Genomic DNA, 18,544 nt, shown 5'->3' on the forward strand with positions numbered 1-18,544 from the left:
TCCTCTAAATAAAATGATAAGGTTCATGGTCAATTGAAACATAAAGACCTTGCCGTGATTCATTTTGAGCTTGATTAACAATTTCACTGATTTTATTTTGAATGAATTGCTTATCTTTATACTTTAGTAACAATTGAAAATAATAAACGTCGTTGATACGGGCAATGGCGCCTCTTGATGGTCCTAACAATAGTAATTGTTGTTGTTGTTCCAAAGATGGATTAGATAATAATTGTTTTAACTGGTGAATTTTTCGTTCGGCCATCCCTTGATTTTTACTTGAGACAGTGACTAACGTTGTATAATAATAAGGGGGATAATTCCCAATATGACGACGTTTCATTTCGTATTTAAAGAAATCTTCATAATCGTGTGTTTTCACCAATTGCATTACATAATGATCGGGATTGTACGTTTGAATGATGACTTTCCCTTTTAATTGACCACGTCCGGTTCGCCCTGCTACTTGCGTTAATAATTGAAAGGTTTTCTCTCCCGAACGAAAATCCGGTATATTAAGGGCGGTATCCGCATTAATCACACCGACTAAAGTAACATTTTCAAAATCAAGTCCCTTAGCAATCATTTGTGTCCCTAATAAAATATCGGCTTCTCTATTAGCAAATTGTCTTAAAATTCTTTCATGGTCCCCTTTTCTTCTAGTTGTATCATTATCCATGCGTAAAATACGCGCATATGGAATTAATTCTGTTAAAGTCTCTTCAATTTTTTGAGTTCCAGAACCTAAACTGCGAATATGTGAACTGCCACATTGAGGACATTCAGTTGGTACTATTTGTTGAAAATCACAATAATGGCATTTCATTCGGTTCTCACTCTTATGATAGGTCAGAGAAATATCACAACGTGGACATTGAACGACATATCCACATTCGCGACATTGCATATAGGATGCATAACCACGACGATTTAATAACAATACAATTTGTTGTTCTTGACTGATGGCTTGCTCGATTGCTTGTTGTAATGGTGGCGATATCTCGGTAAAAGTCTTAGAAGCTAAGACTTTGGTCATATCGATTAATTCTACTTCCGGTAATTCAGAAAAGTTTGCTCGTTCACTCATCATAACGAGTTGATAATGGTTCACCTGAGCTCGAGCACGACTTTCTAAAGATGGGGTAGCACTCCCTAAAACCACAGGACATTGATGGTATTGACTGCGCCATAAAGCAACATCACGCGCGTGATAACGTGGATTATCGGATTGTTTATAAGTCGTTTCATGTTCTTCATCAATGATGATAATACCAATATTATTCAATGGTGCAAAAATTGAAGAACGTGCTCCTACCACAATCGTTGCCTCACCTTTAATAATCCGCTGCCATTCATCGTATTTTTCCGTAGTGGACAAACCCGAATGTAAAACTGCCACTCCTTCTTGGAATCTGCCTACTACTCGATTGACCATTTGTGGAGTCAAGGCGATTTCTGGTACTAATAATAAAGCCGACTGACCTTGTTGACGGGCTTTTTCCATTAATTGTAAATACACTTCAGTCTTGCCACTACCGGTAACGCCTTCCAATAGAAAGGTGTTAGCTTGCCGTTTTTCTACGGATGCTACAATAGTATCATAGGCGTTTTGTTGATTGGGTCTTAATGTTTTGGCTGTCGTTTGCAGAAATTCCTGGTCCTTTAATGGATTACGGTAAACAGCTACTTCAGATTTGATTAACCATCCCTTATCAATGGCGGTATTAACAACCGCGCGACTGAGACCGGTTATTTGACAAAACTCTTGGATCGCAATTGGATAAGATATTTTCGGATGATTGATTAAATAGTCAAGCAATTGTTGTTGTTTTTTAGCGCCTTTGCTTAAAGTTTCATAAGCGGCTTTATATTGTTGTTCATCCAAAACTTTATCAATTACTTGTATCCTTTTGGTTGTTTTTCGATCTAAGACTCGATTTTCTAGTTCAATAGCGTCTTGATCAATTAATGCCTTTATTTGATTAGGTGTTAACATCGTTTCTAGTAGCGATTTTTCAATCTCAATGTCTTCGATGTAAGTATTTGTCAAGCCTTGGATTTGATCTTGATTATGAATTAAAAAGTACGATTCGTATTTTACTTTTAATAAATTAGGTAACATCGTTTGTAAAACAGCAATTCTAAAGGCCTGCAAATGATTAGCTAAGTAGTCACTTAATTCGATTAATTCTTGATTCAAAAAACTACGATAATCTAATAATTTGCTAATTGGTTTCAATGTTCCAGTAAAATTAGTTTCATCTGAAAAACCAACCACAAATCCCAGTAATTGCCTTGGACCAAAAGGCACTTCAACACGCATGCCTAATTGAATGGCTTCTTCCCACTGTTCGGGGACTAAATAGTCAAATTCTCGATTAACTTGAGCGACTGGAATATCGATAATCACTTTAGCAAGCATTAAATCACCACCTTCATAACTATATATGCTATCACAAAAAGCCATTTAAATATAGATATATATACGTTTGCCTAGAAAAAAAACCAGCAAATTATCTTAATTAACAATACATTTAACCATAATAAAAACTACCCTCATAATAGTACAAAGGATAGTTTAAAGAAATATTTTATAATACAGAAATTTTATTCGCTGTTTCTACATAATAATCATTAAAATGCGTTTTCCAATAAACCCATAACAGCAGTAAAATATAAAGCGTACTTTGTGTTAATGCCATCACATTAGGATCTTTCACTAAGAAGCCTATTATCATCGCTACCAAAGTGGGAACTCCAAAGGTATTTAGTGATAGCTGTAAGGCCTCATTAAAGTTAGCAATTGTAAATATTTTTCCAAACTTCGTTAACCAAAGTAAAAAGGCTGTCCCTAATAATAAACCGACGAAGTTAAAAAACATTAAAAACCATACATTAATAAAATTAGTTAACACAATCGATAAACGATTGGCTTGGAACCAATGTTGAGATAATAAAGCAATTAGTGCTTCTTTGTCTGCCACCGTGGTTAATGGTAGCTCTTCATTATAGGTTTGTTTAATCTCTGGATTCTTTCCTTCTTTAATAATAAAGCCATCTGGAGCAATTAATATGGAGTTTTCTACTAGAGAATCACTCTCTACCTCATTGATAGAAGGTATAAATTGACTTGTTCTATCAACTGTTCCCTCTGTTACCATTTGGTTAAATTGTTGAACTGTTTCATTGTTCATTGTCGCTAGCGCATTTGGTACAAAATCATTCAAGTTAGCCGATTGGATTTTACCTAATTGAACCGATAATGGCATTAACATTAGACCATTCAGTAATAAAATAATTAACACAATTTGCCACCAAGCTAATTGTTGACGATTTTTAAAAATTTTTTTCGCTGAAAATATATTTGTAAAATAATTAATTGGAAATGCTTTGTTCATTATACTCACCTCATTTTACCTATTATATCACTAAAAAAAGAAAAAAGTGGACATGAAGTAGAAAATCAAAAGATTTTTCACTTCGTCTGCCCACTTTTATATCATTAACAAATATCAAATCAATGCTTGTTTGTACTTCTTAAAAAATACAAAGCAGTGAAATACTGATTATTTTAAACATCCAAACATTCGATTGATTAACCTTTTGTTCCACCCTTAGTTAAGCCAGTAACAAAGTTTTTTTGTAAGACAAAGAAAAGAATGGAAATTGGCACGGCAATTAAAATAGAACCGGCCGCAAACAATGCTACTTTTTGGTTACGTTGGTCATTGATAAAGGTTTGTAAACCTGGAGCTAATGTATATAATTCTTCTTTACGTAATAAGAATTTAGATAACATAAAGTCTCCGAATGGTCCCATAAATGCCCATAAAGCTTGGACAGCAATCATTGGACGCACTAATGGTAACACAATTTGCCAGAATCTTCTAAAATGTCCTGCACCGTCTAAATTGGCTGATTCGTCTAAATCATAAGGAACGGTATCAAAGTACCCTTTCATTAACCAAGTATTCATTGGAATACCGCCACCAATATAAATTAAGGATAGGAACCAGAATTGGTTAATAGCTTTCATCAAGAGTGCCATTACGAAGAAGGCTGTTAAGGCTGCCATCGTCGGAACCATTTGCACAATTAAGAAGAACATTAAACTATTTTTACGACCAAAGAAATTGTATCGACTATAAGCATAACCAGCTAGGGTTACTGCCATAACTTGAACGACCATGGTACTAATCGCAACAATTAGAGTGTTTTTGTACCATTGTAAATAATAGGTCTCTTCAAATAATCGTTTAAAATGATTTAAGGTCCATTTTGAATTAAAATTTAGATCAAATGCGGTAATATTACCTGCTCTAAAAGCCGAACTAATTGTAATTAATAATGGATAAATAATGATAATCGATAAGAGAATCATATAAAAATATGTAAAGAATTGTCCCAAAAACTTTTTGAATTTGGCAGATGCAAATAATTTTTTCATGTTGATTATCCCTCCATTTCAAAAGCTTTTGTGCGTTTGAAGACGATTAACGATACTGAAATAACCACCACTGAAATAATCAGTGTCAAGGCTGCCGCAAATGAGAATTGCGGTGAAGTTCCAGTTGTTAACTTATAGATCCATGAAATTAAAATGTCGGTTGCACCAGCGCCGCCACCCACTGATCCAGGTCCACCATTGTTAAATAGATAGATCATCGTAAAGTTATTAAAGTTACCTGTATATTGAGTTAAAAATGTTGGAGCAGCAACAGAGAAAATTACAGGTAAAGTAATCGATGTGAAACGTTTAAAAGCATTCGCTCCATCAATTTTGGCTGCCTCATATAAATCTTCGGAGATAGATTGAAGAATACTAGTTACCATAACATAAATATAAGGGAATCCTAGCCAACCTTGAACCATAATAATCGCAACTTTGGTCCAAAACGGGTTGGTTTTCCAAGCGATCTTTCCAATCTCAACAAATGGAATTAATTTATTGATAAACGGTATCACTTGTGTATTCATCGCACCAATCGAGTCATTAAACATATTTGAGAAAGTTAAAATCGTAATAAACGCTGGCACAGCCCATGGTAATAAGAAAATTACCCCAAAAATACGTTTGAATTTAATAAACGGTTGGTGAGCTACAACAGCTGTGAAAATACCGAGAACAATTTGTAAAGTAGTCGCACACAATGTCCAAATTAACGTCCACATAAAAACGGATGTAAAGGCATCTCTAAAAGTGCTTAATGTAAAGATATTCGCGAAATTTGCAAACCCAATCCAGTCTAATAATTTAGCTGGTGGCATATTTTTAAAATCATAATTTAAAAATGCTGTAAATAACGTTACTAAAACCGGGAAAATAATAGCAAAAGTCATAAAAATATATGCCGGGACAATTAATAAATAAGGGAACCCATTATCTAAAATATTATCTATATGTTCTTTAAATGTTTGATTAACTTTAAATCCTTCATTCCAAAGATTCGCAATGCGTTTGGCATCCATCATATTGAAAATCAAGAAAATTAAGAATACGATCGTAATGATAATTTGTAAAGTACCAATAATCATTAAGAATAGGGAGTTATCACCTTTTACCCCCGGAGTATCCCCTAATGTAATAAAGTCAGTCAACGCACCAAAACCAAAACTTACTAATTCATAAACAAACAACCCGGTAATTCCTAAAAAGGTTAAACCTTTAATCAATTGTTTATTATATATTTGACCTAGTCCTGGAATCAACGACAAGAGCATCGCTAATGTCGGATTTTGTTTTTTGGCTGTCTGACTCATAAAATCACTCCTTTAAATAAAATGCTGTTTAACTATTAATATCTGGCAGAAGATCAACCTCTGCCAGATAAAAATTTACGATTCACGAAATTTTAATACTTTTGTTCGATTGATTGTTTGATTAATTCAACAGCAGCATCAGCAGCTTCTTGAGCTGATTTATTACCAGAACCAGCATCGAACATTAAGTTTTCAGCACCTGTCCATACTTCACTCATTTGTGGAATGTTTGGCATTGGTACAGCATTTGAATAAACATCGATAACCGCAGTTGTTAATTCATTACCAGCTTCAGCAGCAACTTTACGAGCTACTTGGTTAGCAGGGATTTGTCCACTTTCTTCGTACATAGCCGTTTGCATTTCTTCAGATGTTACCCAATTTAAGAACTCTTGTGCTAATTCTTGTTTGTCAGTAAATGCTGAAACTACCCAACCTTTACCACCAGCAAATGGTTTGTATTCTTCACCATTTGGTAATGTAGGGATCTTAGCAACACCAAAGTTCACGCCTGCTTCTTTAATTGCAGCAGCTTGCCATGGTCCGTCAATAATCGCAGCAGCTTTACCATCAGTAAATTGTTGCATTACAAAGTCACTTACTGACGAAACATCTAACATACCTTGTGGCCATACATTTTGGAACCAGTCCACCGCATAGTTAATACCTTCTACTGCCCCTTCAGAGTTTAATCCTAAGTCTTCGTAGTTAGTTCCGTCTTCACCGAATACATAACCACCATAACCAGCTAATAAACCATAACTATGGTAGAAGTTAGTCCATTGTGCTAGGAACGCTGTAGATTTTCCATCTTCACCAGCAAAAGCATATTTTTCATCCTTAGTTAACTCACGTAATTCATCAAAAGTTTTTGGCGCTTCAGGTAGTAAGTCTTTGTTGTAGTATAAAACAATTGTTTCGATAACAGCAGGCGCACCATAAACAACACCATCCGTTGATACTTGTTGTTTATCTGTATCATCATAACCTGCTTCTTCGTTTAACGTTACTTCGTTAATTAAACCTGTTTGAGCTAATGAACCGATACGGTCATATGGTGCAATTAAAACATCTGGAGCAGTTCCAGCAGGACCATCTAATGCTAAACCATCTACTTTTTCAAACATATCAGCATCTAATAATTCTACTTTCACACCATATTCTTCTTCGAATTTAGCGATGTGATTTTTAACATAGTCATATTCTCCAGCTGCAGAAACAACTAATGTTTCTTCTTGAGCATCAGCAACTAATACACCAGTTGACACTAATGTAGTTAAAGCTGTAACAGTAGACAAAGTACCAATTGCCAATTTTTTCAAATTCAATTTCATAATTGAAACCTCCTAAATATTGCGTAAATCGCTTTCTTAACTATATTATCTAATATAATTGGAAATAATACAATAGGTTTTTAATTCTGTTAACGGTAACAGAATGATAATCACTAGTAAAGCCGGTTATTCTATTGTGACTTCATTTAATATGTAGCCAATTAATCGTATTATTATGAAAAGATTTGGTTTGTTTCAAGAAACAAATTGCTTGTTTTGCTTTATACGAATAAATTATCATCCATTTTCATCAGCGCAAAAAAAAAAAAAAAGTGAGTAAGCATTCTAAAATCTTTTGGTTTTAGATTGCTTACCCACCCCCCCACACTTGGGAATGGACCAGAAGTCGAACATGAATAGTCTTGTTTTGTCTGCCCAAACTCTTTAAGACCTGGTTTAAGACCTCACAACGACTGCAGCCTCAATTAAAGACTGGGAATCAAAAATTTAAAATTTTTGCGCCTAATTTCTAAGCTTTTATTTTGTCGTTGTATTAAGTAGTGATCAACACCTTATGTGTTAACCACCCTTTGCTGCTTAAACATCGAGAGTCGCTATTAGCAACTCATCATCATCTTATAAACGACGATGTTGACTAACGGCAATTTTATTGATGGCTCTTTCTAGTGAAATTTTTGCTCGTTTAAATTTACGAGAATCTTTCTCCCTTAAGGCGGCAGCCATATCTTCTTCAGCTTGTTGTTTTTGAATTTCAACAGCTGCTTCATCAATGTCACGAGCACGAACAGCATAATTAGAAATGATTTCTAATTGATTGTTCGCCATTGATAGAATGCCACCATTAATCGCAATATAATCAACCGGTTCTCCATCTTCCACTCGTGTTACTTTAACAGCCGAAATGACTAATGGCGTTAAAATAGGAATATGATTCGGCATAATGGTCAATCCGCCTTGGGTTGTCTTCACATTACAACCATAGGAACGGTGTTCATAGATAATACCATCAGGTGATGAAATGGTCACAGTCATATATGGACGACTATTATTTTCATTATTTGCCAATTCATTCACTTCCTTATTCTAATTCTTCCGGTAGATTTGCACCTAATTTTTTTGCTTTTTCTATCACTTGATCAATATTACCAACATTACGGAAAGCTTCTTCTGGAAGAGTATCGTATTTACCATTTAGAATACCCTCGAAGCCATCTAGTGTTTCTTGAATAGTGACAAATGATCCTGGTAAACCAGTAAAAGCTTCAGCCACATGGAAGTTTTGCGATAAGAAATATTGGATACGACGGGCTCTTTTCACCGTGATTTTTTCCTCATCTGATAATTCATCAATCCCTAAAATGGCAATGATATCTTGCAATTCACGGTAACGTTGTAAAACAGTTTGCACTTGACGGGCAATTTCATAATGACGCAGACCCACTATTTCTTCAGATAAAGCACTTGAAGTGGATGCCAATGGGTCAACAGCTGGGTAAATCCCTTGTTCTGCTAAATGACGCTCTAAGTTGGTAGTCGCATCTAGATGGGCAAAGGTTGTCGCAGGAGCAGGGTCCGTATAGTCATCGGCTGGCACATATACCGCTTGGATTGATGTAATGGAGCCGTGCTTCGTTGACGTAATTCGTTCTTGCATTTGTCCCATTTCACTAGCTAAAGTTGGTTGATACCCTACCGCTGAAGGCATCCGACCTAATAAGGCTGACACTTCTGAACCCGCTTGAGTAAAACGATAAATATTATCAATAAATAATAAGACATCTTGTTTCAATTCGTCACGGAAATACTCCGCCATTGTAAGTCCTGTTAAGACCACACGCATACGTGCTCCTGGTGGTTCATTCATTTGACCAAAAACCATGGCCGTCTTCTTGCTTACACCTGACTCACGCATTTCAAAAACGAGGTCATTCCCTTCACGGGTACGTTCTCCAACCCCAGTGAAAACTGAGATACCTCCTAATTGTTCTGCAATATTATGAATTAATTCTTGAATTAAGACCGTTTTACCAACACCAGCACCACCGAATAAACCGATTTTTCCCCCTTTAATATAAGGAGCTAATAAATCGATAACCTTAATTCCGGTTTCTAAAACATGAAAACTATTATCTAAGTCTTCATACTTAGGCGCTTCACGATGAATACTTTTGCGTTCAACATCGTCGCCAACCGGTTCTAGTTCATCAATTGTCTCACCTAAGACATTGAATACTCTACCTAAAGTGGCTTCGCCGACTGGCACTTTAATCGGTGTTAAATAATCCACAACTGTCATTCCGCGTTCCAAACCATCGGTTGATTCCATCGCAATTGTCCGGACCATTCCATGACCTAAATCCAGTGCAACTTCTAAGGTTAATAATTTTTCTTCATCCGAAATATTTTCTTGCATTACATCCGCCATATCAGCGTTCGTTACAATTAATGCATTATGAATGTCAGGACCACCATTTTCAATTGGGAAAGTGACATCGACTACGGGTCCAATAACTTGTTCAATACGACCAATTCGCATGTACAACATTCCTCCTTCTAATCATTCAGTGCTTGTGCACCGCTAATTATTTCAATAATTTCATTCGTTACTTTTAATTGTCTTTTTTGATTATATTGTTGTTTTAAATTTTCAATCATTTCCTCTGCATTATCCGTCGCACTACGCATCGCACTCATACGACTAGCATGTTCAGATGTTTTTGCATCAATAATCGCACCATATATTTGACTTTCAGCGTATTGAGGCAATAATACATCTAGTAGTTCGCTTTCAGAAGGTTCAATTAAAAACTCAACTTCTGTTTCGGTATTTTCTAATTCTTCCTCTAACTCTAAATCGGTAATGGGTAAAATTTGTTCAGCCCGAAATTGAGAAGTCATTGGATTAATATGATGGTTATAACAAACATATAAGGCATCAAAGACTTGTTCTTTAAACAATTCGACCGCTTTTTTTACAATCTTCGACACTTCAAAAAAGCTAGGGTGATCGGTTAAATTATGAATTTCATAAGCGACTTCATACCCTTCATCGCGACAGAATTTTGCGATTGGTTCCCCTATTGCTAACACTACCACTTCGCTTTTATCTTGATGGTCTTGTTTAAACATCGTTTCGGTTGCTTTTAAAATCGAATGATTGTAGCCACCTGCTAAACCTTTATCTGATGTAATAATTAAATAACCGGTTTTCTTAATCGGTCTTTCAATTAACATATCATGAAAATCAATATCTTTTACTTCATTGACATCCATCGGTACACCATCATCTAATAAATCAAATTGTTGTTTACCTAAACGGGCAACCATTTTCTTTAATTTTTGGCCATAAGTAAAATAACGACTCGAAGTTTGCACCATTTTATTATATTTAGAAGCAGATACCATCTGCATCGCTTTGGTAATTTGAGCTGTTTTGCGAGTGGAGTCGATTCTCTTTTTTATTTGGTTTAATGACATACCACTACCTCTTTCTAAATCTATTGTGCTATTTGAGAATGTTCTTCTAAAATGGTTTGTAATAAATCTTCTTCAGGCATTCGATGGTTGCGACTAATATCACGTAAAACAACATCATAACGTTCTTCTAAGAAATTATAGAGTGATTGTTCATACTCTTTTAGTTTATCAATCCCAACACTATCAAGATAGCCATGATTTAAGGCGTAGAATAAAATGATTTGTTTTTCAACACTTACTGGTTTATGTAAAGGTTGTTTTAACACTTCAACCGTTCTACGTCCTCGATTTAATTTTTGTTGTGTTAAAGCATCTAAGTCTGAACCGAATTGTGTAAAGGCTTCTAATTCACGGTAACTAGCTAAATCAATTCGTAAAGTACCGGACACTTGTTTCATTGGTTTTAATTGTGCCGATCCACCAACACGCGATACCGATAAACCGGCATTAATTGCGGGTCTGACACCAGAGTGGAATAAATCACTTTCCAAGAATATTTGTCCATCGGTAATGGAGATGACATTCGTTGGAATATAAGCCGAAATATCTCCTGCTTGCGTTTCAACTATTGGCAGTGAGGTAATAGATCCTCCACCTAACTTATCAGATAATTTTGCAGAACGCTCCAATAAACGAGAGTGTAAATAGAAAACATCTCCAGGGTAAGCTTCACGACCTGGTGGACGTTTTAATAATAAACTCATTTCCCGATAAGCCGCTGCTTGTTTTGATAAATCATCGTAAATAATTAAAACATGCTTGCCTTCATACATAAATTCTTCGGCCATTGCCGTTGCAGAGTATGGTGCTAAATAAAGTAATGGCGCCGGTTGTGAAGCACTTGCACTCATTACAATTGAATAGTCCATCGCACCATGTGCTTGCAATGTCGTCACAATGTTTTTTACAGTTGATTCTTTTTGACCAATCGCGACATAAATACAAATAACATCTTGTCCTTTTTGATTTAAAATCGTATCAATCGCTAAAGATGTTTTACCGGTCTTACGGTCCCCAATAATCAACTCACGTTGACCACGTCCGATTGGTACTAAAGAGTCAATGGCTTTAATACCTGTTTGCAATGGCTCATTAACACTTTGACGTTCCATAATTCCTGGCGCATCTGCTTCAACAGGTCTTGTTTTTTTATAGTCAATTTCACCAATTCCGTCAATCGCTTGACCTAGAGGATTAATAACACGACCTAATAGGCCATTTCCTACCGGTACTTCCATGATTTTATGTAAACGACGGACTAAATCACCTTCGTGAATATTCACATACTCACCAAAAATAATAATCCCGACATCTTTGGTTTCTAAATTTTGAACCATCCCAATTGTTCCATTAGCAAATTCAACCATTTCTCCGACCATGACATTTTCTAATCCATAAGCACGGGCAATCCCATCCCCAATGTAAGAAACTGTTCCAATTTCTTCAATTAATTCTTCACTGTGGAATTGACGAATTTGTTGACGAAGACGTTCATCTAATCTTTCTAAACTCATTTCAATCCCTCCTAATAATGCCAATTACGATCTAAATGACGTCGTAATTCTTTTAAAGTCTTTTTACCCGTTACTTCATAATAGTAACTTTCACTTTGAATACGGACACCCGTAATTAAACTTGGATCGACGACTGTCGTAATACGACGTAATGGCTTTTTGGTAATATCTAAAAATTTACGCACAATGCGTTCTTTTTCCTCGTCAGTTAAAGGTACCGCAGAGGTAATCATTAACATTTCACTTTGATTTTGTTCTTTTTTAAGAGAAGTCCCTTCATCATTCATCATGTTTAACATGATTTTTCCTAAAAGTTCATCTTCAAAATGCTCACGATTCGCATCAGGATTATCATCGTTCCATTTTTGAATTGAATCACGAATACGTTCTTGATTGATTTTTTTTAATAAAGCATCTTCTTCGTTTTTAACTTTCTTATTACGCGTTAACGATGCATTAACACTTGTTTGATTTAAAGTTTCATTTTCACTCATCATGCTATATCATCCATTCCTGCAATGAAATCATCGACCAATTTATGGTAATCTTCCTCTTTAATTTCACGGCGTAAAATTTTCTCTGCAATTTCAATAGCAATATCAGATACTTCATTTTTAATTTCATTTAAGATGCGTTCACGATCTTGTTCAATTTCTGAATTAGCAGATTCATGAAGACGTGCTATCTCCTCTTTTGCTTCTTTAATCATATTATCTTGAATTTGTAAGCTTTGTTTTTTAGCTGCTAAGATAATTTGATTGGCTTCCGCACGTGCATCTTTTAATGCTTGTTGAGCATCTTCTTTCGCTTTAGTACTCGTAGCTTTCTCTTCAGCTGCTTGTGCTAAATCTCCTTCGATAATTTGACGACGTTGTGCTAACATCGACATAAAAGGTTCCCAAGTGAATTTCTTAATAATCATTAGTAAAGCGACAAACGCAATCATCGTAACGATCGTATTGCCTAATGCGGTGTTTCCACTTGATGCATATACAATTAACATTTTAATCCTCCTTCATTTAGTATCGTCAGCTTAATTATTTTAATTATCTGAAAACTAAAATAAAGGCGATAACCACGGCCATAATCGGCACCGCTTCAATTAACCCTACTCCAAGGAACATGGTCATACGTAATTTACCCTCTAATTCTGGTTGACGTGCAATTGATTCGATTGTTTTTGAAATAACCATACCATTACCAATTGATGCAGAAAGAGCAGCAATCGCAACAGCAATAGCAGCAGCAATAGCGTTCATATTTTATATTCTCCTTATCTTTAAAAACTATATTTCTTCTTTTTCAACTTTATGCGACAAATATACCATTGTTAAGGTTACAAATATATAAGATTGAATGGCACCTATAAATACTGAAAATCCTTGCCATACCATTTGTAATGGTAATCCTATTACCCATGTAAAGACACCTTTAGCATTGGCTAAATTAGCAATTAAACCTAATAAAACTTCCCCAGCGAAAATATTACCATATAGACGAAGTGCTAATGTCAGAGCATTAGTAAACTCTTCAACTAATTTTATTGGGAATAAAAATGCTGAAGGTTCTAAATAGCCATTCACCACATATCCCTTCATTCCTTGTTCTGTAATCCCTAGGAAATGAGATAACAAAATCATTAAAAGTGCTATCGATAAACACACAATTGGATCGGCTGTCGGACTTCTCCAAAGTGATAATTCACCCACATGTAATATTAAAGGTAAACCTATCATATTAGAGGTAAAAATAAATAACAATAATGTCAATCCTAATAATTGATAATTTTGTGCCCCTTTATCATCGATTGCTCCCCCCACTACGCCTCGAACAAATTCAATGATTGTTTCCATTAATAGTTGAGGCTTATTTGGTTTATCCACCGATAAATTATGTGATGTCCAAACACAAAGCACTGTGACGATAGCGACAGTTGCTAAAATAGCTAAAAAAGTGTTCAATCCAAAAGAAATACCTAATAGTTCAAACACAATCGTTTCATCCAAGAGTGACCCTCCTTTTTTTGGTAATTGACTATTGTCAATAAAATTTTGTTGACATTTATCTTCTCGAAAATGACACAAATCCATAACTAGTTTACCACTTAATTTTCTATAAAACAAACTTTGAAAGGGGTTAAGTAAATATTTTTTTGTTATAATTAGGATGTAAAAATATTGATATGATAACATCTTTTTGGCAATTAATGACTAACTTTTACGTCATCATTCAACAGTTCATTAAAATTGAAAACCTTGCTATCATCGCCTTTTGAGCCTGTTATCCGGTAACAGAATTTAGAAAAAAGCCAAAATCATTTGTAAGTATTTTTTATTCCTTATATAATGAATGCGACAACAAAATTAAAGGAGGTCGTGTTATGACCCGATCAAGTGGCGTCTTAATGCATATATCATCATTACCAAATAAATTTGGTATCGGTACATTTGGGCAATCAGCTTATGACTTTGTTGATTTCCTAGTTCGTACTAAACAAACCTATTGGCAGATCCTTCCTTTAGGTACAACTAGCTATGGTGATTCACCCTATCAGTCATTTTCAGCTATCGCTGGGAACCCTCACTTTATTGATTTTGAACTATTAAGTAAAGAAGGTCTCTTAGAACCAGCTGATTATGAAAAAGTTAATTTTGGTGATGATCCAGAAAATGTGGACTACGGCACTATATTCATTAACCGTCGTCCTATTTTAGAAAAAGCCGTCGCAAACTTTTTAAAACGAGGCAAATTAGAAGGATACACACAATTCGTTGCCGAAAATGCACATTGGTTAGAAGACTATGCAGATTATATGGCAATCAAAGAAGATTTCGGTTTAGTTTCTTGGACCGAATGGGATGAGGATATTCGTTTACGCGATAAAAAAGCATTAAATGAATACCGTAAAAAATTGGTGAAAGAAATTGAGTTTCATAAAGTAACTCAATATTTCTTCTTCACTCAATGGTTACAATTAAAAGCTTATGCCAATGAAAATGATATTCAAATCATTGGTGATATGCCAATCTATGTTTCAGCTGACTCTGTTGAAATGTGGACGAATTCAAAACTATTTAAAGTCGATGAATTCAAAATGCCGGTTGTTGTTGCAGGTACGCCACCAGATAACTTCTCTGATGACGGTCAATATTGGGGGAACCCAATTTATGACTGGGAATATATGGAGAAAGATAAATATTCTTGGTGGATTCTACGTATGAAAGAAAGTTTTAAAATCTATGATATGGTTCGTATTGACCACTTCCGAGGTTTTGAATCTTATTGGGCCGTGCCTTTTGGCTCCCCTACTGCTGCTGATGGCCGTTGGGAAAAAGGTCCAGATGTTAAATTATTCAAGCAAATCAAAAAAGAATTAGGCGATTTAAATATTATCGCTGAAGACTTAGGCTTCTTAACCCAAGAAGTAATTGATATGCGCGATGCTACTGGTTTCCCAGGAATGAAAATCTTACAATTTGGTTTTGATGGTACAGACTCTATGGAATTACCACATAACTATGTGCGTAATACGATTAGTTACTTAGGGACTCATGATAATGAAACCATCACAGGATGGTATCAATCAGTGCCTGAATATATCCGTCATAATGCTGATAAATATTCTAATCGCAAAGAAGATGAAACCATTGCCGAAGCTCTAAACCGTACCTTATCTGCTTCAGTAAGTGATTATGTTATTTTCACGATGCAAGATTTATTAGACTTAGATAATTCTGCACGTATGAATGAGCCTTCCACCATTGGTAAAAACTGGAAATGGCGCATGAAAGAAGATGCTATTACAGAAGCGATTGAAGCGAAGTTGACCGATTATACCGTCACCTACTTCAGAGCAAACCAAAACATTGTAAAAAAAGAAGCAGAAAAAGCTAAAGCTGCTCAAAAAGAAAAAAGCAAATCAACTAAAAAAGTTGCTGCTAAACCAAAGACTAAAACTAACAAATAAATTTAGTTCATTTGGGAATCGACAATTTTCTACTATTCAATATTTTGTTAAATTACCATAGTTTTAATAACATATCTAATTTACATTTTAAAAGGAGAAACAAATGACTTTATTATCAAATTATACAAACAAACTTTTCAATAAAACTGTTGCTGAGTGTACTGAACAAGAATTATATAAGGTTTTATTACATCTTGTTCGTGACAAATCAAAAAATCAACCAACCAATGACACCAAGAAAAAAGTATACTACTTCTCGGCTGAGTTTTTAATTGGTAAATTATTAAGTAATAACTTATTAAACTTAGGTCTATATGATGAAGTACAAGCAGAATTAACAGCTGCTGGTAAAGACATGATGGATATCGAGCAAGCGGAAAATGAACCATCATTAGGAAACGGTGGTTTAGGACGATTAGCAGCCTGCTTCGTTGATTCGATCGCAACATTAGGTTTAAATGGTGATGGTGTTGGTTTAAACTATCACTTTGGTTTATTCCGTCAAGTATTTAAAGACAATCAACAAACAGCTGTTCCAGATCCATGGTTAGTTGGTGACGACTGGGTTATTCGCTCAGAACATTCTTATGTTGTGCCATTCAAAGATTTTGAATTAAAATCAACCCTTTACGATATTGATGTACCTGGTTACAAACAAGAGAAGAAAAACCGTCTACGTTTATTCGACTTAGATTCTGTTAACTCAGAAATTATTACTGATGGTATTAACTTTGATAAAGGTAATATTTTAGAAAACTTAACTTTATTCTTATATCCAGATGATTCTGATCATGCAGGTGAATTATTACGTATTTACCAACAATATTTCATGGTATCAAATGGTGCACAATTAGTTTTAGATGAAGCAATCGCTAAAGGAAGTAACTTACATGACTTAGCAGATTATGCAATTATCCAAATCAACGATACTCACCCTGCTTTTGTCATTCCTGAATTAATTCGTTTATTAGGTGAACGTGGTATTGAATTTGATGAAGCAGTGAAGATTGTTCGTTCTATGACAGCTTATACTAACCATACAATTTTAGCAGAGGCATTAGAAAAATGGCCATTAGCTGATATTGAAGAAGTAGCACCACAATTATTACCAATTATTAAACAATTAGCTGAAGTGGTTGAATCAGAATATCCTGGTAATGAAGCAGTCGCAATTATCGATAAACAAAACCGTGTACATATGGCTCATATTGCGATTCACTTTGGTTACAGTGTTAACGGGGTTGCTGCCTTACATACTGAAATCTTAAAAGCTTCAGAATTAAAACATTTCTATGATATTTATCCAGAGAAATTCAATAACAAAACGAATGGTATTACCTTCCGTCGTTGGATTATGGATGCTAACCCTGAATTAGCAAAATTATTAGATGATACTATTGGTTCTGAGTGGCGTGATAACAGTGATTTAACTGCATTATTAGATCACATTGATGACGAAAATGTTATTAAAGCTTTAAATGATATCAAACATAATAATAAGATAAAATTACAAGAAAGCCTAAGAAAAACACAAGGTGTTGAAATTAACAATCACTCTATTATTGATGTTCAAATTAAGAGAATTCATGAATATAAACGTCAACAAATGTTAGCTTTATATATCATTCATAAATACTTTGCAATTAAAAACGGTGAAATTCCTGCTACACCAATTACAATCATTTTTGGTGGTAAAGCAGCACCAGCTTATACAATTGCACAAGATGTAATTCACTTAATCTTAAACTTATCTGAAATCATTGCTAATGACCCTGATGTGAGCCCTCACTTACAAGTTGTCATGATTGAAAACTATAATGTAACAGCGGCAACTTACTTAATTCCAGCGGCTAACATTTCAGAACAAATCTCATTGGCTTCTAAAGAAGCTTCTGGTACAGGTAATATGAAATTCATGTTAAACGGTGCCTTGACATTAGGAACAATGGACGGTGCTAACGTAGAAATTCATGAATTGGTTGGCGATGAAAACATTAAAATCTTTGGTAAATTAAGTGATGAAATCATCGAATTATATGACACCAATGGTTATGTTGCTAAAGACTACTATGAGCGTGAAACAATCAAACCTTTAGTTGATTTTATTGTAAGTGATGAAATGATGGCAATCGGTAATGAAGAACGCTTAACTCGTCTATACAATGAATTAATCAATAAAGACTGGTTCATGACTTTAATTGACTTAGAAGAATTCATCGATGCTAAAGAAGAATTATATGCAGAATACGAAGATCGTGAAAATTGGTTACGTCGCTCATTAGTGAATATTGCTAAAGCTGGCTACTTCTCTTCTGACCGTACAATCAATGATTACAACGAAGATATTTGGCATTTAGAAAAAGCTTAAATTTAAGATAATTAAACTATTGGTTTATCAGCTACAAACCAATCCCCAAAACAAGACTGGGCGGAAACAAGTAAGTTTCTGCCCGGTCTTATCTCTTTATTTAGTAACATACGAATTGAGTTGAGTGTTCCGTAAACGCCGAATAACCAGGTACGTATCACAG

15 protein-coding genes are annotated in these 18,544 nt (G+C 34.9%); 2 read left to right on the forward strand and 13 right to left on the reverse strand.

The annotated features are described in order from the left end of the window. Positions 1–4: 4 nt before the first annotated feature. The 13 genes from priA to atpB form a co-directional block, all read right to left on the reverse strand. Positions 5–2,422 carry a primosomal protein N' gene (gene priA, locus HMPREF2811_RS01975; RefSeq protein WP_071407880.1) on the reverse strand — a complete coding sequence of 806 codons (2,418 nt, stop codon included), beginning with the start codon at positions 2,420–2,422 and terminating at the stop codon, positions 5–7. 169 nt (positions 2,423–2,591) lie between these two features. Continuing rightward, positions 2,592–3,398, reverse strand: a complete 807-nt coding sequence (locus tag HMPREF2811_RS01980) for a hypothetical protein (protein ID WP_071407881.1) — start codon at positions 3,396–3,398, stop codon at positions 2,592–2,594. Positions 3,399–3,595: 197 nt separating this feature from the next. Then, entirely contained in the window at positions 3,596–4,447 is an 852-nt protein-coding gene (locus tag HMPREF2811_RS01985) for a sugar ABC transporter permease (RefSeq protein WP_071407882.1), read from the reverse strand. Between the two features lie 5 nt (positions 4,448–4,452). Beyond that, entirely contained in the window at positions 4,453–5,760 is a 1,308-nt protein-coding gene (locus HMPREF2811_RS01990) for a carbohydrate ABC transporter permease (protein WP_071407883.1), read from the reverse strand. Between the two features lie 92 nt (positions 5,761–5,852). Further along, positions 5,853–7,094 (reverse strand): extracellular solute-binding protein, encoded by a 1,242-nt coding sequence (locus tag HMPREF2811_RS01995; RefSeq protein ID WP_071407884.1) that lies wholly within the window; start codon positions 7,092–7,094, stop codon positions 5,853–5,855. Between the two features lie 576 nt (positions 7,095–7,670). Further along, a complete protein-coding gene (gene atpC, locus HMPREF2811_RS02000; RefSeq protein ID WP_246829790.1) occupies positions 7,671–8,120 on the reverse strand; it encodes an ATP synthase F1 subunit epsilon in 450 nt (149 codons plus the stop codon). Positions 8,121–8,133: 13 nt separating this feature from the next. Next, a complete protein-coding gene (gene atpD / locus HMPREF2811_RS02005) occupies positions 8,134–9,591 on the reverse strand; it encodes a F0F1 ATP synthase subunit beta (protein WP_071407885.1) in 1,458 nt (485 codons plus the stop codon). Between the two features lie 17 nt (positions 9,592–9,608). After that, entirely contained in the window at positions 9,609–10,532 is a 924-nt protein-coding gene (gene atpG / locus HMPREF2811_RS02010) for an ATP synthase F1 subunit gamma (protein ID WP_071407886.1), read from the reverse strand. A 20-nt stretch (positions 10,533–10,552) separates the two neighbouring features. Then, a complete protein-coding gene (gene atpA / locus HMPREF2811_RS02015; RefSeq protein WP_071407887.1) occupies positions 10,553–12,046 on the reverse strand; it encodes a F0F1 ATP synthase subunit alpha in 1,494 nt (497 codons plus the stop codon). Between the two features lie 11 nt (positions 12,047–12,057). Then, on the reverse strand, positions 12,058–12,543 hold the full coding sequence (locus HMPREF2811_RS10985; RefSeq protein ID WP_084801842.1) for a F0F1 ATP synthase subunit delta: 486 nt from the start codon (positions 12,541–12,543) through the stop codon (positions 12,058–12,060). Further along, entirely contained in the window at positions 12,540–13,049 is a 510-nt protein-coding gene (atpF, locus tag HMPREF2811_RS02025) for a F0F1 ATP synthase subunit B (protein ID WP_071407888.1), read from the reverse strand. Before atpF ends, HMPREF2811_RS10985 begins: the two co-directional genes overlap by 4 nt. 43 nt (positions 13,050–13,092) lie before the next feature. Further along, a complete protein-coding gene (gene atpE / locus HMPREF2811_RS02030; RefSeq protein WP_066125333.1) occupies positions 13,093–13,305 on the reverse strand; it encodes a F0F1 ATP synthase subunit C in 213 nt (70 codons plus the stop codon). Between the two features lie 27 nt (positions 13,306–13,332). Beyond that, the gene (gene atpB, locus HMPREF2811_RS02035; RefSeq protein WP_066125331.1) at positions 13,333–14,052 is read right to left on the reverse strand and encodes a F0F1 ATP synthase subunit A; all 720 of its coding nucleotides are present in this window, start codon (positions 14,050–14,052) and stop codon (positions 13,333–13,335) included. Between the two features lie 374 nt (positions 14,053–14,426). On the opposite strand from atpB, the gene malQ reads away from it, so the two are divergent. Both malQ and HMPREF2811_RS02045 read left to right on the forward strand, forming a co-directional pair. Further along, positions 14,427–16,013: a 4-alpha-glucanotransferase gene (gene malQ, locus HMPREF2811_RS02040; RefSeq protein WP_071407889.1), complete on the forward strand. Its 1,587-nt coding sequence runs from the start codon at positions 14,427–14,429 to the stop codon at positions 16,011–16,013. Between the two features lie 103 nt (positions 16,014–16,116). Further along, entirely contained in the window at positions 16,117–18,381 is a 2,265-nt protein-coding gene (locus HMPREF2811_RS02045) for a glycogen/starch/alpha-glucan phosphorylase (RefSeq protein WP_071407890.1), read from the forward strand. The last annotated feature ends 163 nt before the right edge of the window (positions 18,382–18,544 follow it).

The organism is Globicatella sp. HMSC072A10 (assembly GCF_001811625.1).
GTDB lineage: Bacteria > Bacillota > Bacilli > Lactobacillales > Aerococcaceae > Globicatella > Globicatella sanguinis.